We start from the raw sequence: 21831 nt of genomic DNA on the forward strand, positions 1-21831 counted from the left end.
AAGTACTCGAATGCCGACGCAGAAGCCCTCCTCGAAGGTGGCCGTCAAGCCCAAGAAGAAGGTGGCCCCGGAGATCCGCAAGAAGAAGAAGCCGGAAGAGGCCTCGGCACAAGAGGCACAGGCCGCCCAGCCCTCCGCCCCCGCGGTCTCCGCCAAGAAGGCGGACAAGAGCGAGAAGTCCTCCGCCACCGACAAGGCCCAGGAGACGCTCAAGAAGCGCAAGGCCGTCACCCAGGTGGATGAGGGCGACCTGGATCCCGAGGAGGCCGCCGAGGAGGCCGCCGCCGCCGTCGAGGTCGATCCCGACGCCGTCGAGGACGAGGTGGACGAGGAGCCCATCGCCGACCGCAAGGAGGTCAAGGATCTCCTGGCCGCGGGTCGCGAGAAGGGCTTCCTCACCTACGACGAGGTCAATGACGCCCTGCCCGCGGACATCGTGTCGTCGGATCAGATCGACGACGTGATGAGCATGTTCGGCGACAACGACATCGAGATCGTCGACGCCCAGAAGGCCGCGCAGAACGCCGAGATCAAGCCCACCGTCGCCGTCGAGGAAGAGCGCGCCGAGGGCGAAGAGGAAGAGAAGGACGAGGACGACGAGCCGGGGGGCAAGTCCAACGATCCCGTGCGCCTCTACCTGCGCAAGATGGGCAGCGTCAGCCTGCTCACCCGCGAGGGCGAGGTGGAGATCGCCAAGCGCATCGAGGACGGCGAGAAGGAAGTGCTGCGCGCGCTGCTCGCCTGCTCCGTCGCCATGGTGGAAATCCTCGACATCGGCAACAAGCTCAAGACGGGCAAGCTGCGCGTGCGCGACGTCATCAAGGACGCGCCCGAGGAGACCCAGGCCGAGGGCGAGACCCCCGAGGACGCTCCCGAGGAGGGCGCCGAGGGCGAGGCCCAGCCCCAGCAGCTCGCCCAGAGCGAGCTGAACAAGATCGAGCAGATCAACAAGCAGATCGAGCGCATCCGCAAGTTCGCCAAGGACTGCGAGGCGCTCGACGCGGAGCTCTCCAGCAAGAAGAAGCACACGGACGTCAAGCGCAAGGAGCTCAAGCAGGAGGTCAAGGACCTCAGGACCAAGATGATGGAGGTCCTGGAGGAGATGCGGCTCAACAAGAAGCAGGTGGACCGCATCGTCACCAACCTCAAGGGGCTCATCGAGCGCGTGGAGAAGGCCGAGGGCGAGCTGCGCGAGCAGGAGCGCCGCTACGGCATGTCCATCGAGCCCATGCGCGAGCTGCTGCGCGAGGCCAAGGAGGACCCCGAGGCCCTCAAGAAGGCCATGCGCAAGCTCAACGTCACCAGCGAGCAGCTCGACGCGCTCGACCGCGACGTGCGCACCGCCACGCGCAACATCAAGCGCGTGGAGGAGGAGGCCAACCTCGAGGTCAACGAGCTGCGCCGCAACTACGAGGCCATCCGCCTGGGCGAGCGCCGCGCCGAGCGCGCCAAGACCGAGCTGGTCGAGGCCAACCTGCGCCTCGTGGTGTCCATCGCCAAGAAGTACACCAACCGCGGCCTGCAGTTCCTCGACCTCATCCAGGAGGGCAACATCGGCCTGATGAAGGCCGTGGACAAGTTCGAGTACAAGCGCGGCTACAAGTTCTCGACCTACGCCACCTGGTGGATCCGTCAGGCCATCACCCGCGCCATCGCGGACCAGGCCCGCACCATCCGCATCCCGGTGCACATGATCGAGACCATCAACAAGCTCATCCGCACCAGCCGCTACCTGGTGCAGGAGATCGGCCGCGAGCCCACGCCCGAGGAGATCGCGGAGAAGATGGAGCTGCCGCTCGACAAGGTGCGCAAGGTCCTCAAGATCGCCAAGGAGCCCATCTCCCTGGAGACGCCCATCGGCGAGGAGGAGGACAGCCACCTGGGCGACTTCATCGAAGACAAGAGCCTCGTGTCCCCGTCCGACGCGGTCATCAACATGAACCTGGCCGAGCAGACCCGCAAGGTGCTCGCCACGCTCACGCCGCGCGAGGAGAAGGTGCTGCGCATGCGCTTCGGCATCGGCGAGAAGAGCGACCACACGCTCGAAGAGGTGGGCCAGGACTTCGAGGTGACGCGCGAGCGCATCCGCCAGATCGAGGCCAAGGCGCTGCGCAAGCTGCGCCACCCGAGCCGCTCCAAGCGCCTGCGCTCCTTCGTGGAGAGCTAGACCGCTCCCGCGTCGGCTGACTCCCGAAGCCCCCGCTCCCGCCCTGGGATCGGGGGCTTCCTCGTTTTCGTGGACGCCCCATGCCCCGCCGCCCCTCCCCTCCCCTGGACTTCCCCGAGGCCGTGCGCCAGGCCGTGCGCGCCATTCCCCGGGGTGAGGTGCGCTCCTACGCCCAGGTGGCGCTCTACGCGGGGCGGCCGGGCGCGGCCCGAGGCGTGGGACGGGAGCTCAAGACGCTCGAGGACGTGCCCTGGTGGCGCGTGCTGCGCTCGGACGGGACGCTGGCGCCCGCGGTGGCGGTGGAGCAGGCCCGGCGCCTCAAGGCCGAGGGCGTGGCCCTGGAGGGCCAGGGCACGCGCTGGCGGCTCAAGCGAGGGTAGGACGGGCAGAGACGACCCTCCCCCTTGCGCCCAGACGGAGCGCGCGCTAATTCCCGGAGTGACACGGGATGTCACGCCCGTGCCGCGAGGACTCGGGGGCCCTTAGCTCAGCGGTTAGAGCTGTCGGCTCATAACCGATTGGTCCCTGGTTCGAATCCAGGAGGGCCCACACCCCTCAACCTCGCGGATTTGTTCAGGATTTTTGTTTGGTGGTGTGACCGAAAAACCCGCCCCGGCGGAGTTCCGCACCACCGGCGCACCACGGCGCGCGGTTCGCCTTCAATGGCGCACCGTGCCTCGCGCCAAGCGCGGCGAGCAGCTGATGTGCAGCGGGGACGCTCGGGTCCCCTCTCAGCCTCCCATCGGGCACTGGTCCGCGACAGCCAGCGCCTTCACCGACGTGGACAAGAACCGTGTCCAGGCGTCTCGGGGGTGTGCTCCTCATGCTGGCGCCGGGATGTGTGGTCGAGCCGCCCGCCGAACCCTCGGATGAGGGCGTGAGCCCACCAGACGCCAGCGTGGAGATGGACGCCGGACAGCCGAGTCCCGACGCGGGCGTGCTCTACCAGGAGCCGGTACCATGCTCGGGCAAGCCCACCTGCGTGGAATATGAGGACAGGACCGGCGAGGCCGAGCATGGCCATTCATGTGGTGGGCAGGTCTGCCCCTGCGCGAGGAGATGTGTCCGGCTGCGCGTGGGTCAGCACTTCATCCCCCAGCGGCAAGCGAGTGGCACAACCCCCTCGGGAAACACGTACGGGTTCGCCTTCAACACTCCCGGGTGTTTCACCCTGGCGTGCGACATGGAAGTGGACGTGGTGTCCTGAAGACGTGCTCTTCTGCGGTTCAAGTGCTTCACATGCTGGGCATGTTCCGCTGACGTGGCTCTTCAGCGCTTTGTGCGCATGACGCGCGTGCGGCGCTCTTTGCTCGTCGCGGTGGAGGGCATGCTCACCCACGGAGCAACACCCCTTGAGGGAGAGACACAAAAGCGGATCGCTCCCATCCAGGACAGGCTGTGCTGTGTCTGTCTCTACCATTCTCCAGAAGGTAGACCCAGCACGAGCAAGCCGCACACTGGAATGCCTATCCATCATGGAGATTATCTCCAGGGGTGTTTCCAAGCACACGGAGCCGGTACTGTATGCGACTTGACTGCTAGTTGTTCTTGCAACGGGCATGTACTCTCTGGGTCCCACTTCGCTTCACGTGGCGCGTCTGTGCTCCGCGTCGATAGCGTCCTGGTAGGAGCGAATCATGTCTTCAGCGAAACGACTTCGTGCGTGCATATCCGGCCTCTGCGCAGCAGCCGTCCTCGGGACGGCAACGGCTTCGGAGGCTGGCCCTCTGGTCATCACGTCTGCGGAGGCAGATCCGGCCACAGGAAAGCTCTACGTCTACGGCGAGGGCTTTGGAACGATGACGCCAACCGTCAAGTTCGCCGCCTTCCCGGCGAGCGTGCTCGCACAACAGGACACCGCCCTCTCGTTGAGCATTCCGTTCAGCCTCCTCAAGACGCCTGGGACGTATTTACTCAGCGTCTCCACAGGACCCGGTGCCGATCAGAACTCCGCGCTGGCCGTGACAGTGGCTGCGCCAGGCGCAAAGGGAGACACTGGTTCGGCCGGACCGCAGGGACCCAAAGGCGACACGGGTGCCAAAGGAGCAAAGGGGGCGAACGGTGACACCGGCCCTCAAGGGCCCAAGGGGGATGCCGGTCCGCAAGGTCTCAAGGGCGACACAGGGCTGACGGGGGCCACGGGACCACAGGGGCCCCGAGGCGACATCGGCCTTACGGGCGCTACCGGTCCGCAAGGGGCCAAAGGTGATGTGGGTCCGGCCGGTCCACAGGGACTCAAAGGTGATAATGGAGAGCAGGGCCCCAAGGGCGACCCGGGATTGACAGGGGCCACAGGTCCTATTGGACCTCAAGGACCAGCAGGGTCTTCCGGCGTGCGGAACGGTTGCGCGTCGCAAGCGGTGCGCAATCCCTACGGCAACCCTATTTCGACGGCCCAACCCGCTCCAGCCCTGAATGATGGTCAAGTTGCTTATTACACTGTCGGCTATTTTCCGCCCAACACGTCTTCCTATTTGATTCAATGCATCAACGGAACCACTCACTCAGTGTATCAGATTTCGGCTCCCCCTCCTCATAATTAACTTCAAGTCCTGTCTGCGGTTGCTGGATTGGCTTGGGGCCACGAATTGTGTGCCGCAGGAGTGGAGGTGGAGATTGATTGGGTTCCCGCCTCTTCAAGGGGAGGCGGTCTTTCATCCATCCGGAGGCATGTTGAGCGCGGCTTGACCCATGCAGGGAGGCCGCAGGGCGGACACTCCACGGCACGTGTGGCGCTTCCTCGGACCCCGAGGTACGAACACGCATGCGCATCGCGGTGACCGGCTCGCATCGGGTGGGAAAGTCGACGCTCATCGAAGCCCTCGAGGACAGACTCGCGGGGTATCGGGTCGTCGACGAGCCGTACCACCTGCTCGAAGAGGAGGGTTACGAGTTCGCGTCTCCCCCGAGCCTGGAAGACTTCCTCGAACAACTCCGTCGCTCGCTGGCGGTGCTCGAGGATGAGGCGGGTGAGCGAGACATCCTGTTCGATCGCTGCCCCGTCGATTTCATCGGGTATCTCCTGACGCACGAGGACGCCTCCTCGTTCGACGTGGACGAGTGGCTCACCCGGATCAAGTCCACGCTCCAGACCCTGGACCTCATCATCTTCGTGCCCATCGAGGAGCGCGATCGCATCCAGTTGCCCGCCCACGAAGACCTCGAGTCGAGAGCGGAGGTCGACGAGAAGCTCGTCTGGCTATTGCTCGATGACCCTTTCGAGTGGGGTGTGGAAGTCCTCTCCGTCCACGGCTCCAGGACCACGCGGGTCACTCAGGTTCTCGAGCGGCTTGGACGAGGATGACACCCCCAGGATTCGCGCACGCCCGGTGAGAGGTGCGTTGAGCAGCGGTTGCGCTCGGGCCCGCGTCCACGCCACGAGCCCGGGCGACGTCGGCGGGACGGCGAGGGCCGAGGCCCTCCCAGGTCGCGGCCAGCGGCGAGCGTCCGCTTCGTCTCCTCTCACTCGAAGGGGTGGATGCGCCGGTCCTCGGTCCGCTCGAACTGCAGGCCCTGGAAGATGAAGCCCGTGAGCCGCCCCGAGCCGTCCCGGGTCACCCGGATGAGGCCCAGGTCCGTGCGGAAGCCATCCGCGAAGGCGGGCTCCAGGGCGTGCGTCCCCTCGGCCCGCGTCTTCACCGCCACCGTGTCGCCCCTCGGCTCGAGCCGCCACGTGGCATCCAGCTCGGGGCTGTAATACGCGCCCACCAGCTGCTTCCAGTCGTCGGCCGAGGGCGTCACCGGCTCCACGCGCTGGAACGTCCCCAGGGGCTCCCCCCGGCGCGACACCTTCAGCTGCTCGCCCTCGAAGGCCAGCACGAGAATTCCCCGAGGGTCTTCGAAGCGCCCCTCCCCCACCTCGCGCAGCGGCACCGTGCGCCCATGGAAGTCCAGCGCCAGCGCGCCCTCGCGCAGGTGGAGGCGCATCACCTCCTGGGCCTCCTCGCCGTGATAGAGACCCACGAAGCGGCTGGACTCGCCCTTCTTCGGCGGCGTCGGCTCGGCGGGCTTGCCCTTGGGAGATTCCTGCTCTGCGGCCCGGAAGGTCTCCTCCAGCACCGCGTCCGCGAGCTTCTCGCCGAGCTCCGGCGGAATGTCCGTGCGGTTGCAGAGCACGGCGAAGGAGACCCCGCGCGAGGGAAAGCGCATCAGCACCGAGCGATAGCCCGCCCAGCCTCCGCTGTGATGCACCCGGGGCACGCCCCGGTAGGTGTCCACGAACAGCCCCCGGCCGTAGTCCGTGGCCTTGCCCGACGCCAGCGCACCCCGCGCCTGGAGCGCGTCGATCAGGGCCTTGCCGCCCACCTTGGGGTCACGGAAGTTCTCCTCCCAGCGCGCCAGCTCCAGGACGTTGGTCTGCACCTGCCCATCCCCGGTCTGATCCCAGTTCGATTGGGAGATCCGGAAGCCGCCCCCCTCCTTGGGGGCATAGGCGGAGGCGCGTCCGGGCACGACGGCCGTGTGGTCATCGCGGAAATGGGTGCGCGCCATGCCGAGCGGTTGGAAGAAACGCTCCCGGGCGAACTCGGCCAGGCTCTTGCCCGTCACCCGCTTCACGAGGAGCGACGCCAGGAAGTAACCCGTGTTGTTGTAGCGCCACTTCGTCCCCGGCTTGAACCGTAGCGCGCGCTGGCGGGAGATCATCTCCAGGGCATCGTCGTCATCCGTGACGTCCTCGACGCGGTAGCCCTTGTAGGCGAGCAGGTCGTTGTAGTCGCGCAGGCCGCTCGTGTGGCGCAGCAGGTGGTCCACGGTGATGGGCGTGCCGTAGTCGGGGACCTCGGGGAGGTACTTCCGGATGTCGTCCGTCAGCGCGAGCTTCCCCTCCTGGACGAGCAGCAGGACACTCGCGGCGGTGAACTGCTTGGACACCGAACCCACGTCGAACAGCGTCGCCGGCGTGATGGGCGTGGGCAGGTTCAGGTCCGCGAGGCCATAGCCCTTCGCGTAGAGGACCTTGCCCGCCTGGAGGATGCCCACGGCACAGCCCGGGCCCGAGCGGTTGTCGAAGGGCTTGAACACCGCGTCGACGCGGGCCGGATCCACTCGGACGGGAGCGGGTGCGGCGGCGAGGGCCGGCAGCGCGGTCAGGACACAGACGAAAGCGAAGCGCGAGGGAGCGATCATGTGCCCCTCATCTTGGGGCAGGATGCCCGCGCATGCGCAACCTCTCGCGTCGCCTTCGTGGCCCCCTTTCTGTCCTGGCCACGGGCCTGCTCGTCACCGGTTCCCCCGGATGCGTCGAGCGCATCAAGGCCCCCGCCCCAGCGCCCACCGCCGCGCTCGCCCCCCAGGCCCCCGCCCCACCCCAGGGCATCCCGCGCCATGTGCTCGCGACCAAGGGCTACGTGTACCGGACGCCCGACCGCAAGACCCAGCCCTTTGTCTCCCTGCCCATCGCCAGCACGGTCGTCGTGCTCCCGGAGATCGTCCAGGGCGAGGGGGGCCAGGCCTTCCATCGCGTCCTGGGAGGTCCGGGAGAGGGCGGCTACCTCCTCCAGGAGGAGCTCGGCGACGTCCCGCCCACCGCCCAGGACTGCCTGGCGCGGGCGCGGACCGCGCTGGGCGAGGGGAAGTTGGAAGCGGCCGTGACCTGGGGCGAGCGCTCGACGGCACTCGAGGCCCGTTCGCGTGAGGCGTGGGATCTGCTCGCCGCCGTGTACGACGCGCGCGGCGATGTCGTCCGCGCCAAGGAGGTCTACGCCCAGCGCGCGGCGCTCAAGCCCCTGCCGCCCGCCAAGGAGGAGACCGCGCGCGAGCGCACGCCAGGCGTGGGGGAGACGCGCTACATCGCCGCGACCCGGTTGCGCGCGCGCGAGCGCCCCTCGCGCACGGCGAGGATCCTGGCCGAGCTGGACCTGAACGCGCCCGTCGAGGTGCTCGGACTCTCGGGCGAGTTCGCCCGGGTGGCCTGGACCTCGGAGCCCAAGGATCGCTGGATCGTCCTGCTGAACACGCACGTCACCGCGGACGCGGCCCCGACGCCCGCCGAGCGCAAGGAGGGGTACGTGGGCGCGGCCTACCTCGCGGCCCAGCCGTCCAGCCCCGAGGCACTGCGCGCGAGCGCGGAGGAGGCCGAGTCCGCCGGCCGCGACCTGGAGGCGGCCCGGTCCCTGGAGCGTCTGGCGCGACTGGCTCCGGGAGACGGTCCGGTGCTCGAGCGGCTGACCCGGGCCGCTGCCCGCGCGAGGCTCTACCCGCTCGCCGCCCTCTCCGCGGAGAAGCGCAGGGCGCTCGGCGGGGAGCGCTCGGAGCAGCCGGAGCTGACGCTGTACTTCGGCTGTACCCAGGCGCCGCCCCTCGAGCCCGCCCAGGCCTGCGTCGACCAGATCGACACCGTGGGCACCTGTCCTCCCTGCGGACCGATCGGCCCGGAGATGTACGAGAGCGAGGGCATGTCGAAGAAGGAGCGGCGGGAGTTGTACGCGAGCGCCGAGCGGGAGCAGCAAGCGCATCGCGAATTGCTCGTGGAGCACGAGCGGCAGCAGGCGCGGCTCCAGGAGGAGGCCCGGGGTGTGCGCGCCAGGTACAAGAGCGGACCCTGGATGAGGGCCCTCGTTCCGGGCAACCGCGACCACCATGCGCGAGGACTCAAGGTCTTCGTCTACGCGCTGGGCTTCGGAGTCAGCGGCTCGTGCGACACCGTGTTCACCTCGGCCGACCTCGAAGCGCTCCAGCTCTCCCCCCAGGCCCGTCCCTGGCCCGATGAAGGGGAGACGCTCGAGGTCTGGGCGAGCGGCACGGGCTACGAGCAGACGATCTACGGCATCGTCCCGGCGAAGACGCTGGAGGAGGCCCGGTCCCTGATCGTGGAGGGGTCGGAAGACTCCAGGCAGCGCACGTCGGGCCAACCCGGCTCCTTCTTCGGAAACGATCCCCGGATGCTGGCGCCCGGGCCGGCCGTGCTCGGCCCCTGGCGCGAGTGCATCTGCTGCGGGTGCTGAGGGACATGGGCCGCGCGAGCGCCCATGCCCCCGGGGCCGGACTACGCCTTGACGGACTTGCCGTTCTTCTCGTCCCGCCCGTGCACGGACGCCGGAGGACTGGTGGCCTCCACCGCGGTGAACGTCTCCAGGATCTTGTACGTGTGGCTGGCGCCCTTGGGGACGAGCCAGGAGTCCCCCGGGTTGAGCAGCAGCACCTGGCCCTCCAGGTGGAGCTCCGCGCGGCCCTTGATGACGTAGCCCACCGTCTCGTAGTCGCGCGTGGAGACGGGCTTGGCCTCGGCGGGCGCCTCGTTCTCCCACAGCCGCATCGCCACCCGCACGCCCTCGGCGAGGTACTTCTGCCCCATCTGCCCCGTGGGCGAGTGGTGGGAGTCGACCTTCTTCACGCTCGTGTCACCCATTGCGGTCCCCTTCCGGTTGTCGTCTTCCGCACAAGGTAGGGAGCCGGGCCGGGGGTGAAACCCGCAAATGAAACGCCCGCTCCCTCCACCGGGGAGGGAGCGGGCGTGGAGAACGCCCGGCGGGTGGCCAGGCATTCACGTCCTCACGCGGCGCGCACGTTCTGCGCCTGCATTCCCTTGGGGCCGCGCGTCACTTCGTACTCCACCTTCTGGCCTTCCTGAAGGGAGCGGAAGCCATCCATGTTGATCGCGGTGTGGTGACAGAAGACGTCTTCTCCCCCCGCGTCCGGCGCGATGAAACCAAAACCCTTCGCGTCGTTGAACCACTTCACGGTACCGGTTGCCATTGCACTTCCCTGCTTTCCCGACGAACTGCGTCTACGAATCGCACGACCACCACCTCATCCTAGGGTGGCGTGGGAGAGGTAACGCCCTCCCCCCCCGTCGCATTCCACCGGCGCCCTTCACACTTCTTCACCCCCACCCGGCGTGCGCTTCACACGCCCCCTCTACCTTCTGTCCACACCCGATGGACGCCCGGCCCTCGCTGGCCTGGCTCCTCACCGAAGGAGTGGGTTCATGTTGGGATTCATTTTCGGCACCGCCTGCCTCGCCGGGCTCTTCTACAACGTGCGCCGCGGCCGCTGGCACCGTCGGCACGGAGGCCCGGGCCGCTGGAGCTGGCGCGGCCGGATGCGCGGGCTCTTCGAGCGCCTGGACACCTCGCCCGGCCAGGAGAAGGTCCTGGTGAAGGCCGCGGACGAGCTGACCGAGGCCGCCGCGAAGCTGCGCGACGAGCTGGGCGCCACGCGCACCGCCATCGCCCAGGCGCTGCGCGGCGACACGTTCGACGCGGCCGTGCTGCGGGAGCTGGACACGAAGCACGACGCGCTGATCGAGGAGCTGCGCAAGACGCTGCGGGCCTCGGCCGCCCAGGTGCACGAGGCGTTGGATCCCCGGCAGCGGCGCGAGCTGGCGGATGCGATCGAGCATGGGTGGAGCCAGGGGCACGCCCGGTACGGCCACGGGGGCCGGTGTGGTGGCGCCTGGCGCGGCGCCCGCGCGTGCTAGGGAGGACGACGCCCATGTTCATGCGCCGCCGTCTGCTCTCGTTCCTGCTCGCCGTGGGCGCGGTCGCTGGCTACGCGTCCGGCTTCGCCCAGCTCGCCCGCGCGCACCGCGCCGGCCACGCCCCCGGGGGATGCCATCGCGCCTCCTCCGTCACCCCCGGCCCGGGCTAGAGTCCGGCCCCGCCCATGTCCACCCGCGTCCTGCTCATCGACGACGACTCCCGGATGTACGAGCTGCTCGCGCAGTACCTCGGGCAGCACGGCATCCACGTCACCCATGCCGCCGATGGCGGGCGGGGGCTCGCGGCCCTGGAGGCGGGCGCCTATGACGCCGTGCTCCTGGACGTGATGATGCCGGGCATGGACGGCCTGGAGGTGTGCCGCCGCATCCGCGCCAAGAGCACCGTGCCCATCCTCATGCTCACCGCGCGCGGCGACGAGACGGATCGCGTGGTGGGCCTGGAGCTGGGCGCGGACGACTACCTCGCCAAGCCCTTCGGGCCCCGGGAGCTGCTCGCGCGGCTGCGCGCCGTGCTCCGCCGGGTGCAGCCCACCGCCATGGCCGAGAAGCTCGAGGCCCATGGGGTGTCGCTCGACGTGCCCGCGCGCGAGGCCCGGGTGAATGGTCGGCGCGTGGAGCTCACGGGCCTGGAGTTCGATCTGCTGGTGGCGCTCGTGCGGCGGGCCGGCCGCGTCATCCCCCGCGACGCGCTGCTCGGCGAGGCGGGCCGGGGCGACACCGTGGTGGGCGAGCGCACCGTGGACGTGCACATCTCCCACCTGCGCCAGAAGCTGGGCGAGGAGGGCGGCAAGCTCATCAAGACCGTGCGGGGCCTGGGCTACGTGTTCGCCCGGGAGGGCCCGTGAGGCACGGCCCCGGGCACAATCATGGCCACGGCCACCGCGGGGGCCGACACCCCGCGCCCCTGCGCGGCTTCCGCTCGTTCGTGCGGGGCCCCTTGCGCCGGCGGCTGTTCCTCTGGGTCACCGCCTCCATGCTCGCCACGGGCCTGGTGGTGGGCACGGGCATGACCCTGACGGGCGGCACCTGGCGCCAGGACGCCGGACGCATGCGCCAGTTCGCGGCGCACCGGCTCGCGGAGGTGTGGGACAGCCCCGCGCAGCGGGACGCGCTCGTGCGCGCCGCGGCCACGGAGCTGCTCCTGGACGTGGAGGTGCAGGACGCCACGGGCGCCGTGCTGCTGCGCACGGGCGAGCCCTGTGACGGCGAGCCGGACTTCACCTTGCCGGTGGAGCGCGCGGGGCAGCGGCTCGGCACCGCCTCCGCCTGCCGGGGCCCGGGCCGAGGGCGACCGCCCTGGCGCGCGCCGCTCGGGTGGGTGCTGGCCATCGCCACGCTGTGGATGGTGTCCGGGTGGCTGGCCCGGCGGCTGGCGCGGCCCATGGACCTGCTGGCGCTCGCGGCGCGGTCGCTCGGCGAGGGCCGGCTGGACACGCGCGTGGACCTGGGCCGGCACGCCACGGGGGAGTTCGCCGTGCTGGCCTCGGCCTTCAACGAGATGGCCGCGCGCATCGAGCGGCAGATGGGCGATCAGCGCGAGCTGCTGGCCACGGTGTCCCACGAGCTGCGCACGCCCCTGGCGCACCTGCGCGTGCTGGTGGAGTTGATGCGGGACGCGGGCGGCCCGGAGCGCATGGCCGAGCAGATGGAGCGCGAGGTGATGGAGTTGGACTCGCTCGTGGGCGAGCTGCTGGCCAACTCGCGGCTGGACTTCGGGCAGCTCACGCGCCGCGCGCTGGACGGCGGGGAGCTGGCGACGCGGGCCCTGGAGCGCACCGGACTGCCCCTGGAGCTCCTGGGGGTGCAGGTCGCGGACACGCGCCTGGAGGGGGATGCCACGCTGCTCGGGCGGGCGCTGACCAACCTCCTGGACAATGCCCGGGGACACGGCCAGGGCGTGGTGGCGCTGCGCCTGCTGGAGCGCGACGGCCGGCTCGCCTTCTGCGTGGAGGACCAGGGCCCGGGCCTGCCGCCGGGCGAGGAAGGCCGCCTCTTCGAGGCCTTCTACCGGGGCCGCGCCACCGGGACGGGCCGGGAGGCGGGCGCGCTGGGACTGGGGCTCGCCCTGGTCAAGCGCATCGCCCAGGCCCATGGGGGAGACACCTTCGCGGAGAACCGCGCCGAGGGGGGCGCCCGGGTGGGCTTCACCCTGGGCCCGAGGCCGCCCCCGTCCGGGTGAAGCCTCACGGCTGCGCGGCGGCTTTCGCGTCCTGAGCGGAGAACTCGAAGGACACGGGGCTCGTCTCGCCCTCCTTCACCGTCACCTCGGTCGTCTTGGTGCCGAAGGTCTCGTGCCAGGCCTCGAGCGTGTAGGCGCCCGCGGGCAGGTGCTCGAGCGTGAAGGCGCCCTGGGCGTCCGTGGTGGCGAAGAAGGGGTTCGGGTTCACCAGCACCCAGGACGTCATCCACGGGTGGATGTCGCACTTGAGGCGCAGCACCTCCACGTCCGGGGGCAGCGCGCGCTGCACGGGCTTGCCGTTGGGGGGCTGGGCCACGTTGAAGATGGACTTGGCGCCGGACAGGGCCCGCGCGTTGTGCAGCGTCCCGTCGCTGTTCTTGATGAGGACGGGCTGGCCGGTCACCGCGCCCTGCACCCGCGGCGAGTAGGTGCAGCCATGCTGGTCCACCACCACCGGCCGGGAGCGGCGCGCGTTGGGCATCAGGCCGCGCACGCGCACGAGCACGTTGCCCAGCTTGCCCTCCGCCACCAGCACGGCCTGGTCCACCAGGGGCATGTCCTGGCAGGCGGGATCCTGGCTCGGGGTGATGGGGGCGGCCGCGGGCGGCGCGCCCTTGAAGGAGACGGTGCCCTTCACGGTGCCGCCTCCGGTGAGGGGCGGATCCTCGGGCGCGGACTCGGCGGAGGGAGCGGCGGCGCGCGCGGGAGCCTGGGGGGCCGTGGTCACCGGCGTGCGGTCGGTGGACGAGGACTCCTGCTTGCAGCCGGACAGGGCCAGGAGCCCCGCGGTGCCCAGCATCGAGATCCCCAACGTACGCCACGTCATGTGCACTCTCCCTGAAGTCACCGGTACGTCACGGGTTCCACGCGCGGAGCCCGGCGTGTCCGGTCGTCCCCTCGTACCAGAAGAGACAACCCCGAAGTCAATCTCACTCCCGGCGGCTGATGCTGAACGCGGCGAGCCCCAGGAATACGGCACAGAAGACGGCGAGCACGGGCACCTCCAGCCCCCCGCCGGAGGAAGCCGCGCCCACCACGACCCGCGAGGCCTCGACGCCGTACAGCGCGCGCCGCACGCCCTCGCCGGCGTAGTGCATGGGGTTGAGCCGCATGGCCCAGGCGAGCACGGGCGCGGCGCCCTTGAGCGGGAAGAGCGCCCCGGAGAGTGCCCACATGGGCAGCAGCACGATGCTCATGACGGCGTGGTAGCCGGAGGTGGAGCGCACCCACCAGGCCAGCGCGATGCCCATGCTGGTGAGCCCCAGGGCGGACAGCACCATGACCGCGAGCAGGAGCGGCACGTCCACCTGGGCGAGCGACACCCCGGCCAGCGGCGCGAGCAGGAGGAAGAGCGAGGCCTGCAGGAGCGCGATGGCCGAGGAGCCCAGCGCCTTGCCCAGCACCACCGCGCCGCGCGCGCCCGGTCCGGCGAGCACCGCCTGGAGGAATCCCTCGCGCCGATCCTCGATGACGGAGATGGTGGCGAAGATGGCGCTGAAGAGCAGCACCATGGTGACGACGCCGGGGAAGGAGAAGCGCTGGTAGTCCAGGCCCCGGGCCCCCTCCACCTGGAAGGAGCCGGCGAAGCCCGCGCCGATGACGAACCAGAAGAGGATGGGCTGGGCGAGCGCGCCCACGATGCGGCTGGGCTGGCGGAAGAAGCGCACCACGTCCCGGGACAGCAGCACCCACACCGTGGCCCACTGCAGGGCGAGCGCGCCGGGGGCTCGCGGGGCCTCGGACACGGGGCGGGCCTCCTCCCGGCTCAGCCGGGCGGGCCGCTCGGTGGGGGACGTCTGGGGCGCGGCGGGGGCATGGGCGTTCATCGGCGGCGTTTCCGGGGTGAGGGCTCGGCGGTGGGGGCGTCCACGCCCAGGGTCCGGCCGGTGAGTTGGAGAAAGACATCCGCGAGCGAGGGCGGGCGCACCGACACCGAGGCGAGCCGGCCCGGCGGCAGGGCCTCCACCACGCGGGGCACCAGGGCATGGCCACGCGCGGTCTCCACCTGGACCCGGCCCTCCACCACCCGCCCCTCCAACCCCAGGCCCTCGCGCAACTCGACCACCAGGCGCTCGGGCTCGCGCGCCTCCAGGGTGAGGATGTCCCCGCCCACGCGCGCCGCCAGGGCCGCGGGCGTGTCACACGCCACCAGGCGCCCCTCGTCCAGCACCGCGAGCCGGTCGCACAGCTGGGCCTCGTCGGCGCGGTGCGTGGTGAGCAGCACCGTGAGCCCCTCGGTCTCCCGCAGGGCGTGCAGGTGCGCCCAGAAGGCGCGGAAGGAGGCCTCGTCGAGCCCCTGCGAGGGCTCGTCCATGAGCAGCACGCGGGGCTCGTGCACCAGGGCCCGCGCCAGCTCGAGCCGCCGCCGCATGCCCCCGGACCAGGTGGCCACGCGCTCGTCGCCCCGCGCCTCCAGGCCGATGAGCCGCAGCATCCGCTCCACGCGGGCCTCGGCCCGCGCGCCCGTCAGCCCGTAGAGCCGGGCGCCGAGCCGCAGGTTCTCCCGCGCGCTCATCAGGTCATCCAAGCTGCCGCGCTGGAAGAGGATGCCCATGCGCTGGCGCAGCGCCGGATCCTCCAGGGCGAGCGGACGCCCCTCGAACAGGACCCGGCCCGCGTCCGGCGCGAGCAGGCCGGCGAGCAGCTGGAAGGTGGTGGACTTGCCCGCCCCATTGGGGCCGAGCAGGCCGACGATCTCCCCCGCGCCCACCGACAGGTGCAGCCCGTCCAGGGCGGTGCGCGCCTGGAAGCGCCGGGTGAGACCATCGAGCTGGAGCAGCGGAGAAGCCGAAGGGACCGCGGTCATCCTCGAGTCAACGTCCCCCGCTGTCGAGCATGAGCGCGGCGAAGATGCCGGTCAGGTACAGCAGGCTGAAGACGAACGTCTGACGGGCCCACACCCTTCCCAGACGCTGGAAGAGGCCCCGGGCCCCGAGCACCAGGAAGGACAGGCCCAGGAGCACCGCCGCCGCCAGGTACCAGGCCCCCGCGATGCCGAGCTGGAAGGGCAACAGGCTCATGGGCACGAGCGCCGCCACGTAGAGGACGATCTGCAGTCGGCTGGAGTCGGCGCCGCGCTCGATGGGCACGGACTTGAGGCTGGCCGCCTCGTACTCGTCCTGGCGGAACAGGGCGATCGCGATGAAGTGGGGAATCTGCCAGAGGAAGAGGATGGAGAAGAGGACGTAGCCGCCCGCGTCGATCTGCCCGGTGACGGCCGTCCAGCCCATGAGGGGCGGCAGCGCGCCGGGGATGGCGCCCACGAGCATGGCCGCGGAGGTGCGCGCCTTGAGCGGCGTGTACACGAGCACGTAGCTCAGCAGCGCCACGAGGCCCAGGAAGGCCGTGAGCGGATTGGCGCCCACGGCGAGCGCCGGCAGGCACACCGCCGCCAGGCCCAGGCCGAAGAAGAGCGCCGTCGTCGGCTCCATGCGCCCGGAGGGCAGGGGCCGGTTCTGGGTGCGCGCCATGAAGCGGTCGCTGTGGCGCTCCCAGTAACAGTTGAGCGCGTTGGCCGCGCCCACCGTGCCGGAGGTGGCCAGCAGCGTGATGAGGATGCGCGACACCGTCAGCTCGCCGGGGGCCACCCACATGCCGCCCGCGGTCGTGGCGATGACGAGGCCCGACAGCCGGGGCTTGGTGAGGGACAGCAGATCCGAGCCCAGGCTCGGCAGACTCACGGTGGCTTGCGCGCTCAAGCGGAACTCCCCACGGCGCGGGCGGCCAAAACAGCCGCCCGGGGTCAAATGCACCCTCCCCTTACACAGAGGACGGAGTGACTTCAAGCAAACGGGCGCGGGATTCATGCCATCCCCGCGCCCGCCGCCATCATTTCCTGTTGTCGCTCGGGAGAGCCCGGCTCACGCCCGGCCTACAGGGCCTGGGCGCGCGCCACGAACTCGCCCTTGGGCTCGCGCTTGACGTACTCCTGCGCCAGCGCCTTGGCCTTGGTGGCCTGCTTCTTGTCCTTCGAGAGGAACGCCGCGTAGTAGTAGTACGCCGGGGCGTAGTTCTCGTCCGCGTTGAGCGCCTTCTGGTACGTCTCGTCGGCCTTGGTCGCGTCGCCCTTGCCCTCGAAGACGCGCGCCAGCTCCAAGAGCGCCGTGGCGGCCTTGTCCGACTGACCGATGTACTCGGTGCTCGCCTTCTCCAGCGAGTCCTGGGCCAGGTCCCACGAGCCGCGCTCGCGGTAGATGGCGCCGATGGCCAGACGCGCCTCGGGGTTCTTCGCGTTCGCGTCCTTCACCGAGCGCTGGTAGGTGGCCAGCGCGTCATCCAGCTTGCCCTGGCGGCGGTAGGCGTTGCCCAGCATGGTGAGCAGCTTGGGGCTGTCGCCCATGGTCTTGATGGCGGTGACGAGCGCCTCGGAGGCCTCCTTCTCGCCGCCGGGCTTGCCCATGAGGGCCTTGGCCAGCTCCACGTAGAACTGGGCGCGCGTGGCGTCCATCTTCACCGCCTTGCGGATCTCCGTGGCGGCCAGGTCGTACTGGTTCTCGGAGATGAGGCGGCGGCCCTTGATGAGGTAGAGCTCCGGGCTGTTGCGGTCCAGCGTGAAGCCCGTGTCCTCGGCCTTGGCCATCTCCTGACGCGCCTTCTCCTTGTCGGTGGGCACGCCCGTGGCCTCGCTCAGCTTGGCCTGGTCCTCCGGCTTCATCTTCTCCATGGCCTTGGACACGCGGGAGATGAGCAGCGAGCGCGCGACGTTGGCCGCGGCGAGCTGGCGCGGAGAGGGAGGCGGCGACACCTCCAGGAGCTTCTTGAGCATCACCGCGGCCAGGCCGAAGTTGTTCGGCTCGAAGTTGGCCTCGTCCTGCTCGAGCATCAGCAGCGACTTGCCGAGCAGCGACTCGGGGTGGTCCTTCTCGTAGCGCAGGGCGAAGTCGTAGTTCTTCCAGGCGGTGCCGTCCTGGCCGAGCCGACGGTACACGGCGCCCAGCGCGGCGTAGATGCGCGGGTCGTCCGGGGACAGGCCCTGGGCCTTCTCCAGGTTGTCCTTGGCGCGGTCCATGTCGCCCGCGTTCATCTGGATGAGGCCGAGCGTCAGGTAGAGCAGCGAGCTACGCTTGTTCTCCTTGTCGAAGTCCTGCACCCGCTTCTCGAGGTCGGCCAGGGCCTCCTTGCCCTTGCCGCCGTACGTCTTGACGAGCGCCTCGGCGGCGTAGAGGTGGGAGCTGATCTCCCCGCTCTTCTGGGCGGCCGCCAGGTGCTCCTCGGCCTTCTTGCGCGCGTCATCGCCGCCGCCGTGCTCGCCCCAGCGGATGGCGTAGGCGTAGGCCAGGTAGCCGTGGGCCGCGGTGGAGTCCGGATCGGCGTTGAGCGCCGTGTCCGCCGCCTTGCACGCGGCCTGGTAGGACGCGAACGAGTCGTGCTTGAGCTCCTGGGTCGCGATGTCCAGCTGCCGCTTGATCTCGCGGTTGCGCGTGGCGGCCGCGCGGCCCTGGATGAAGTAGCCGCCCAGGATGACGGGCACGGCGACCAGCAGGCCCAGGGTGATGAACTTGCCCTTGTCGGTGCCCTGCTTGCGCGGCTTGCGCGGCGCATCGTCGTCGTCGACGTCCTCCTCGACCACGGGCGCGCGACGCACGGGCGCGCGCGGCGCGGCCTCGGCGGCGGGTGCCTTGGCCCGGGGCGTCTCGGCCTCCGCGCCCGGCGCGGGCGTGGCCGCCACGGGGGCGGGCGTCGGCGCGGGTGCGGCGACCACGGGAGCGGGCGTCGGCGCGGGCGCCGCCACCACGGGGGCGGGCGTCGGAGCGGGCGCGGCGGCCTGGACACCGTGCTGCTTCATCACGGCCAGCGTGTCCGGGTCGGCGGGGTCCGCCTCATACGCCTTGAGCAGATGGGTGCGGCCCGCATCGGCCTCACCCGTCTTGAGCTGCAGGGCGCCCACCATGCGCAGCGTGGCGCGGTCGGACGGATAGGCCTGGAGGGCGCCGAGCGCCTCCTCCAGGGCTTTCTTGTCCTTGCCTTGCTCCTGGTACACGCGGGCGAGCAGGAGGCGCGGGTCGGCGCGATTGGGGTGGGCTTTCACCCCTTTCTTGCAGACGACCATCGCCTCCATGAACCGCCCGGACGCCAAGTAGGCCTCGGCGAGGGGTTTGTAGGCTTCAGAAGAAGGGTCGGACGCGAAGGCATGCTCCAGCTTCGCGAGCTCGGCCGGGCTCAACGTCTTCGAGGGGGAGTTGGACATTAAAGGAGGTGCCTTGGAGGGGGTCTTATGACACCCCGAGTTGCCGCGCGTCAATCGCCCTGGAGGGTCCGAACATTCCCGCCTTGACACCCAGGAATGGGTCCTGTACATGCCCGTTCACCTTCTCGACGGCGGGAAACCGCAGCCGCCCAACGGCGTCGGGGAGCAGGAGTGTCATGGGGGTGTAGCTCAGTTGGGAGAGCGTCGCGTTCGCAATGCGAAGGTCGTCGGTTCGATCCCGTCCACCTCCACCATGAAGTGAGAGAGGCTCCACCGGAAACGGTGGGGCCTTTTTCATTTGCGCCATCCGTGAATTGAAAAGCGCACCGGGTCTGTTATCCGGGGCCGATGACCGACCAGCCCTCGCTCTCGTTCTTCGCCCGTCTGTGGCTCGCCCTGGTGTGCTTCTGGCGGATCTGGCTCGACCGCTCGTTCGCCCAGGCGGTGCTGCCGGTGCGCCAGGCGGACATCGCGGGCCGCCTGCCGGCCGGGGCCCCCGTCGAGTCGGCGCCCGCGCCCGCCCCCGCTCCCGTGCCCGCCCCGGTCCCGCCGCCCGTGGTCGCCGTGCCGCCCGAGCGCGAGCACGCCTCGGCGCTGCAACTGCTGGCCATGCTCCAGCGCGAGGGCCGCCTCATCGACTTCCTCCAGGAGGACGTGGCGGCCTTCCCGGACGAGGACGTGGGCGCCGCGGCGCGCATCGTGCACGAGGGGTGCCGCAAGCTCGTGCGGCAGTACTTCACCCTGGAGGCGGTGCTGCCCCAGGGCGAGGGGGAGCGGGTGCAGGTGCCCGCCGGGTTCGACGCCCAGCGCATCCGCCTGACGGGCAACGTGGCCGGCCAGCCTCCTTATAGTGGTGCCCTCAAGCACCACGGCTGGGTGGCCACCGCCCTCACCCTGCCCAGCCCCAGCCCGGCGATGGACCCCCGGGTGCTCGCGCCCGCCGAAGTCGAGCTGTCCTGACCGTTTTCCTTCCGACTCCTTCCTCACGGAGCCTCCATGGCCCGCTACGCGATTGGCATCGATCTCGGCACCACGCACTCCGCGGTCTCCTACCTCAACCTCGAGGAGGGCAAGCCCCGGGGTCCCGCGCAGTCCATGCTGCCCATCCCCCAGGTCACCGCGCCGGGGACGGTGGAGGCGCGCCCGCTCTTGCCCTCCTTCCTCTACCTGCCGAGCGCCCAGGAGTTCCCCCCGGGCAGCCTCGCGCTGCCGTGGAACCCGAACGCCACGCACTTCGCCGGCGAGTTCGCCCGCACCCACGGTGCCAAGGTGCCCACACGCCTGGTCGCCTCGGCCAAGAGCTGGTTGAGCCACCCCGGCGTGGACCGCCGCGCGGCGCTCCTGCCCTGGCAGGCCCCCGAGGAGGTGCAGCGGGTGTCCCCGGTGGAGGCCTCCACCCGTTACCTGCGCCACCTGCGCGAGGCGTGGGACCACACCTTCGCCCGGGCGCGTGAGGAGGCCGGCAACGCCATGGCCGCCCAGGACGTCATCATCACCGTGCCGGCCTCGTTCGACGCCGCCGCGCGGGACCTGACGCTCGAGGCCGCCAAGGCCGCGGGCCTGGACAACCCGCTGCTCCTGGAGGAGCCCCAGGCGGCGCTGTACGCGTGGCTCGAGGCCCAGGGCGAGTCCTTCCGCAAGAGCATGCGGGTGGGCGAGGTCATCCTCGTGGTGGACGTGGGCGGAGGCACCACGGACTTCTCGCTCATCACCGTGCGCGACCGCGCGGGCGAGGTGGAGCTCACGCGCGTGGCGGTGGGCGACCACATCCTGCTGGGCGGCGACAACATGGACCTGGCGCTCGCGCACACGCTGCAGCAGCGCCTGACGGCCGAGGGCAAGAAGCTGGACGCGTGGCAGTTCAACGCCCTCACCCACGGCTGCCGCACCGCCAAGGAGACGCTCTACGGCAACGCGGCCTTCACCCACGCGCCCCTGGCCATCGCCAGCCGGGGCTCGTCGCTGCTCGGGGGCACCATCCGCACGGAGCTGACGCGCGAGGAGCTCGACCGCGTGCTCACCGAGGGCTTCTTCCCCACGACGCCCCTCACCGAGATGCCGCGCCTGGCCCGGCGCACGGGCCTCGCGCAGATGGCCCTGCCCTACGCCCAGGACGCCGCCGTGACGCGCCACCTGGCCGCGTTCCTCACCCGACAGGCCCAGGCGCTCGCCAGCTCCCCTGACTCGCCCGTGGACGTGGGCGGCAAGGCGTTCATCCACCCCACCGCGGTGCTCTTCAACGGCGGCGTCTTCAAGGCCGGGCCCCTCAAGGCCCGCGTCATGGAGGTGCTCAACGCCTGGCTCGCCGCCGACGGGGGACAGCCCGCGCGGGAACTCGAGGGCGCGGACCTGGACCTGGCCGTGGCGCGCGGCGCCGCCTACTACGGCTGGGTCCGTCAGGGCCACGGCCTGCGCATCCGCGGCGGCACCGCGCGCGCCTACTTCGTGGGCGTGGAGACGGCCATGCCCGCCGTGCCCGGCATGGAGCCGCCCGTGAAGGGCCTGTGCGTGGCGCCCTTCGGCATGGAGGAAGGCACCCAGGCGGACGTGCCTCCACAGGAGTTCGGCCTGGTGACGGGCGAGCCCACGCGCTTTCGCTTCTTCGCCTCGTCCGTGCGGCGCGACGACAAGGTGGGCGCCTTCGTGGACGACGTGGAGGGCAACCCCGAGTTCGAGGAGCTGGCCCCCGTGGAGACGACGCTGCCGGGCACGCCCGCGCCGTACGGGGACCTCACCCCCGTCAACCTCCAGGCCGCCGTCACCGAGGTGGGCACGCTCGAGCTGCGCTGCCTGGAGAAGAATGGCCCCGGCCGTTGGAAGCTGGAGCTCAACGTGCGCATGAAGGAGTAGAACCTCCC

Annotated in this window: 19 protein-coding genes and 2 tRNA genes; 13 read left to right on the plus strand and 8 right to left on the minus strand. The window is 70.5% G+C overall.

Going from position 1 to position 21831, the window contains the following annotated elements; all coding sequences use genetic code 11:
* Positions 1-10: 10 nt before the first annotated feature.
* The 5 genes from rpoD to I3V78_RS30990 all read left to right on the plus strand — a co-directional run bounded on the left by rpoD (position 11) and on the right by I3V78_RS30990 (position 5471).
* Positions 11-2167, plus strand: coding sequence for an RNA polymerase sigma factor RpoD (gene rpoD / locus I3V78_RS30970; RefSeq protein ID WP_204493120.1), 2157 nt, complete (start codon positions 11-13; stop codon positions 2165-2167).
* Positions 2168-2247: 80 nt separating this feature from the next.
* A complete protein-coding gene (locus I3V78_RS30975; RefSeq protein WP_204493122.1) occupies positions 2248-2547 on the plus strand; it encodes an MGMT family protein in 300 nt (99 codons plus the stop codon).
* A gap of 96 nt (positions 2548-2643) precedes the next feature.
* Positions 2644-2716 (plus strand) — tRNA-Ile (locus I3V78_RS30980).
* 328 nt (positions 2717-3044) lie between these two features.
* The gene (locus I3V78_RS30985) at positions 3045-3374 is read left to right on the plus strand and encodes a hypothetical protein (protein ID WP_204493125.1); all 330 of its coding nucleotides are present in this window, start codon (positions 3045-3047) and stop codon (positions 3372-3374) included.
* 1557 nt (positions 3375-4931) lie between these two features.
* Entirely contained in the window at positions 4932-5471 is a 540-nt protein-coding gene (locus I3V78_RS30990; protein ID WP_204493127.1) for an AAA family ATPase, read from the plus strand.
* Between the two features lie 158 nt (positions 5472-5629).
* Here I3V78_RS30990 and I3V78_RS30995 read toward each other — a convergent pair whose 3' ends face one another.
* Positions 5630-7294 (minus strand): serine hydrolase domain-containing protein, encoded by a 1665-nt coding sequence (locus I3V78_RS30995; protein WP_204493130.1) that lies wholly within the window; start codon positions 7292-7294, stop codon positions 5630-5632.
* A 32-nt stretch (positions 7295-7326) separates the two neighbouring features.
* Here I3V78_RS30995 and I3V78_RS31000 point away from each other — a divergent pair, with 32 nt between their 5' ends.
* Complete coding sequence (locus I3V78_RS31000; protein ID WP_204493133.1) at positions 7327-9111, plus strand: SH3 domain-containing protein; 1785 nt, start codon at positions 7327-7329, stop codon at positions 9109-9111.
* Positions 9112-9152: 41 nt separating this feature from the next.
* On the opposite strand, the gene I3V78_RS31005 is transcribed toward I3V78_RS31000, so the two are convergent.
* A complete protein-coding gene (locus I3V78_RS31005; protein ID WP_204493136.1) occupies positions 9153-9515 on the minus strand; it encodes a cupin domain-containing protein in 363 nt (120 codons plus the stop codon).
* Between the two features lie 143 nt (positions 9516-9658).
* Positions 9659-9862, minus strand: a complete 204-nt coding sequence (locus I3V78_RS31010) for a cold-shock protein (protein WP_204493138.1) — start codon at positions 9860-9862, stop codon at positions 9659-9661.
* A 232-nt stretch (positions 9863-10094) separates the two neighbouring features.
* On the opposite strand from I3V78_RS31010, the gene I3V78_RS31015 reads away from it, so the two are divergent.
* From I3V78_RS31015 to I3V78_RS31030, 4 genes are read left to right on the plus strand one after another with little or no spacing between them, the layout of a single operon-like run.
* Complete coding sequence (locus I3V78_RS31015) at positions 10095-10586, plus strand: Spy/CpxP family protein refolding chaperone (protein ID WP_204493140.1); 492 nt, start codon at positions 10095-10097, stop codon at positions 10584-10586.
* A 14-nt stretch (positions 10587-10600) separates the two neighbouring features.
* Positions 10601-10756 carry a hypothetical protein gene (locus tag I3V78_RS31020; protein WP_204493142.1) on the plus strand — a complete coding sequence of 52 codons (156 nt, stop codon included), beginning with the start codon at positions 10601-10603 and terminating at the stop codon, positions 10754-10756.
* Between the two features lie 15 nt (positions 10757-10771).
* Positions 10772-11452, plus strand: coding sequence for a response regulator transcription factor (locus I3V78_RS31025; RefSeq protein WP_204493144.1), 681 nt, complete (start codon positions 10772-10774; stop codon positions 11450-11452).
* Positions 11449-12786 carry a HAMP domain-containing sensor histidine kinase gene (locus I3V78_RS31030; protein ID WP_338023796.1) on the plus strand — a complete coding sequence of 446 codons (1338 nt, stop codon included), beginning with the start codon at positions 11449-11451 and terminating at the stop codon, positions 12784-12786. The genes I3V78_RS31025 and I3V78_RS31030 overlap by 4 nt, the downstream gene beginning before the upstream one ends.
* Positions 12787-12790: 4 nt before the next feature.
* Here the strand turns inward: I3V78_RS31030 and I3V78_RS31035 are convergent, their stop codons facing one another.
* The 5 genes from I3V78_RS31035 to I3V78_RS31055 form a co-directional block, all read right to left on the minus strand.
* Positions 12791-13612, minus strand: coding sequence for a carboxypeptidase regulatory-like domain-containing protein (locus I3V78_RS31035; RefSeq protein ID WP_204493146.1), 822 nt, complete (start codon positions 13610-13612; stop codon positions 12791-12793).
* Positions 13613-13715: 103 nt separating this feature from the next.
* The gene (locus tag I3V78_RS31040; protein WP_204493149.1) at positions 13716-14612 is read right to left on the minus strand and encodes an ABC transporter permease; all 897 of its coding nucleotides are present in this window, start codon (positions 14610-14612) and stop codon (positions 13716-13718) included.
* The gene (locus I3V78_RS31045) at positions 14609-15592 is read right to left on the minus strand and encodes an ABC transporter ATP-binding protein (RefSeq protein ID WP_204493151.1); all 984 of its coding nucleotides are present in this window, start codon (positions 15590-15592) and stop codon (positions 14609-14611) included. Before I3V78_RS31045 ends, I3V78_RS31040 begins: the two co-directional genes overlap by 4 nt.
* A gap of 7 nt (positions 15593-15599) precedes the next feature.
* Positions 15600-16484, minus strand: coding sequence for a heme o synthase (cyoE, locus tag I3V78_RS31050; protein ID WP_204493153.1), 885 nt, complete (start codon positions 16482-16484; stop codon positions 15600-15602).
* A gap of 173 nt (positions 16485-16657) precedes the next feature.
* The gene (locus I3V78_RS31055; protein WP_204493156.1) at positions 16658-18973 is read right to left on the minus strand and encodes a tetratricopeptide repeat protein; all 2316 of its coding nucleotides are present in this window, start codon (positions 18971-18973) and stop codon (positions 16658-16660) included.
* A gap of 178 nt (positions 18974-19151) precedes the next feature.
* Between I3V78_RS31055 and I3V78_RS31060 the strand changes: the two genes are divergently transcribed.
* The 3 genes from I3V78_RS31060 (at position 19152) to I3V78_RS31070 (ending at position 21823) form a co-directional block, all read left to right on the plus strand.
* Positions 19152-19227, plus strand: a tRNA-Ala gene (locus I3V78_RS31060).
* Positions 19228-19321: 94 nt separating this feature from the next.
* The gene (locus I3V78_RS31065; RefSeq protein ID WP_204493158.1) at positions 19322-19933 is read left to right on the plus strand and encodes a DUF2760 domain-containing protein; all 612 of its coding nucleotides are present in this window, start codon (positions 19322-19324) and stop codon (positions 19931-19933) included.
* Positions 19934-19969: 36 nt separating this feature from the next.
* On the plus strand, positions 19970-21823 hold the full coding sequence (locus I3V78_RS31070; protein WP_204493161.1) for an Hsp70 family protein: 1854 nt from the start codon (positions 19970-19972) through the stop codon (positions 21821-21823).
* Positions 21824-21831 lie beyond the last annotated feature (8 nt).

Source organism: Archangium primigenium, assembly GCF_016904885.1.
Classification (GTDB): domain Bacteria; phylum Myxococcota; class Myxococcia; order Myxococcales; family Myxococcaceae; genus Cystobacter; species Cystobacter primigenius.

Excerpts from the sequence above, each read along its gene's own strand:
- rpoD (WP_204493120.1), top strand. The coding sequence starts at position 11 with ATGCCGACGCAGAAGCCCTCCTCGAAGGTGGCCGTCAAGCCCAAGAAG.
- I3V78_RS30975 (WP_204493122.1), top strand. The coding sequence starts at position 2,248 with ATGCCCCGCCGCCCCTCCCCTCCCCTGGACTTCCCCGAGGCCGTGCGC.
- I3V78_RS30990 (WP_204493127.1), top strand. The coding sequence starts at position 4,932 with ATGCGCATCGCGGTGACCGGCTCGCATCGGGTGGGAAAGTCGACGCTC.
- I3V78_RS30995 (WP_204493130.1), bottom strand. The coding sequence starts at position 7,294 with ATGATCGCTCCCTCGCGCTTCGCTTTCGTCTGTGTCCTGACCGCGCTG.
- I3V78_RS31000 (WP_204493133.1), top strand. The coding sequence starts at position 7,327 with ATGCGCAACCTCTCGCGTCGCCTTCGTGGCCCCCTTTCTGTCCTGGCC.
- I3V78_RS31005 (WP_204493136.1), bottom strand. The coding sequence starts at position 9,515 with ATGGGTGACACGAGCGTGAAGAAGGTCGACTCCCACCACTCGCCCACG.
- I3V78_RS31010 (WP_204493138.1), bottom strand. The coding sequence starts at position 9,862 with ATGGCAACCGGTACCGTGAAGTGGTTCAACGACGCGAAGGGTTTTGGT.
- I3V78_RS31015 (WP_204493140.1), top strand. The coding sequence starts at position 10,095 with ATGTTGGGATTCATTTTCGGCACCGCCTGCCTCGCCGGGCTCTTCTAC.
- I3V78_RS31020 (WP_204493142.1), top strand. The coding sequence starts at position 10,601 with ATGTTCATGCGCCGCCGTCTGCTCTCGTTCCTGCTCGCCGTGGGCGCG.
- I3V78_RS31025 (WP_204493144.1), top strand. The coding sequence starts at position 10,772 with ATGTCCACCCGCGTCCTGCTCATCGACGACGACTCCCGGATGTACGAG.
- I3V78_RS31035 (WP_204493146.1), bottom strand. The coding sequence starts at position 13,612 with ATGACGTGGCGTACGTTGGGGATCTCGATGCTGGGCACCGCGGGGCTC.
- I3V78_RS31040 (WP_204493149.1), bottom strand. The coding sequence starts at position 14,612 with ATGAACGCCCATGCCCCCGCCGCGCCCCAGACGTCCCCCACCGAGCGG.
- I3V78_RS31045 (WP_204493151.1), bottom strand. The coding sequence starts at position 15,592 with ATGACCGCGGTCCCTTCGGCTTCTCCGCTGCTCCAGCTCGATGGTCTC.
- I3V78_RS31055 (WP_204493156.1), bottom strand. The coding sequence starts at position 18,973 with ATGTCCAACTCCCCCTCGAAGACGTTGAGCCCGGCCGAGCTCGCGAAG.
- I3V78_RS31065 (WP_204493158.1), top strand. The coding sequence starts at position 19,322 with ATGACCGACCAGCCCTCGCTCTCGTTCTTCGCCCGTCTGTGGCTCGCC.
- I3V78_RS31070 (WP_204493161.1), top strand. The coding sequence starts at position 19,970 with ATGGCCCGCTACGCGATTGGCATCGATCTCGGCACCACGCACTCCGCG.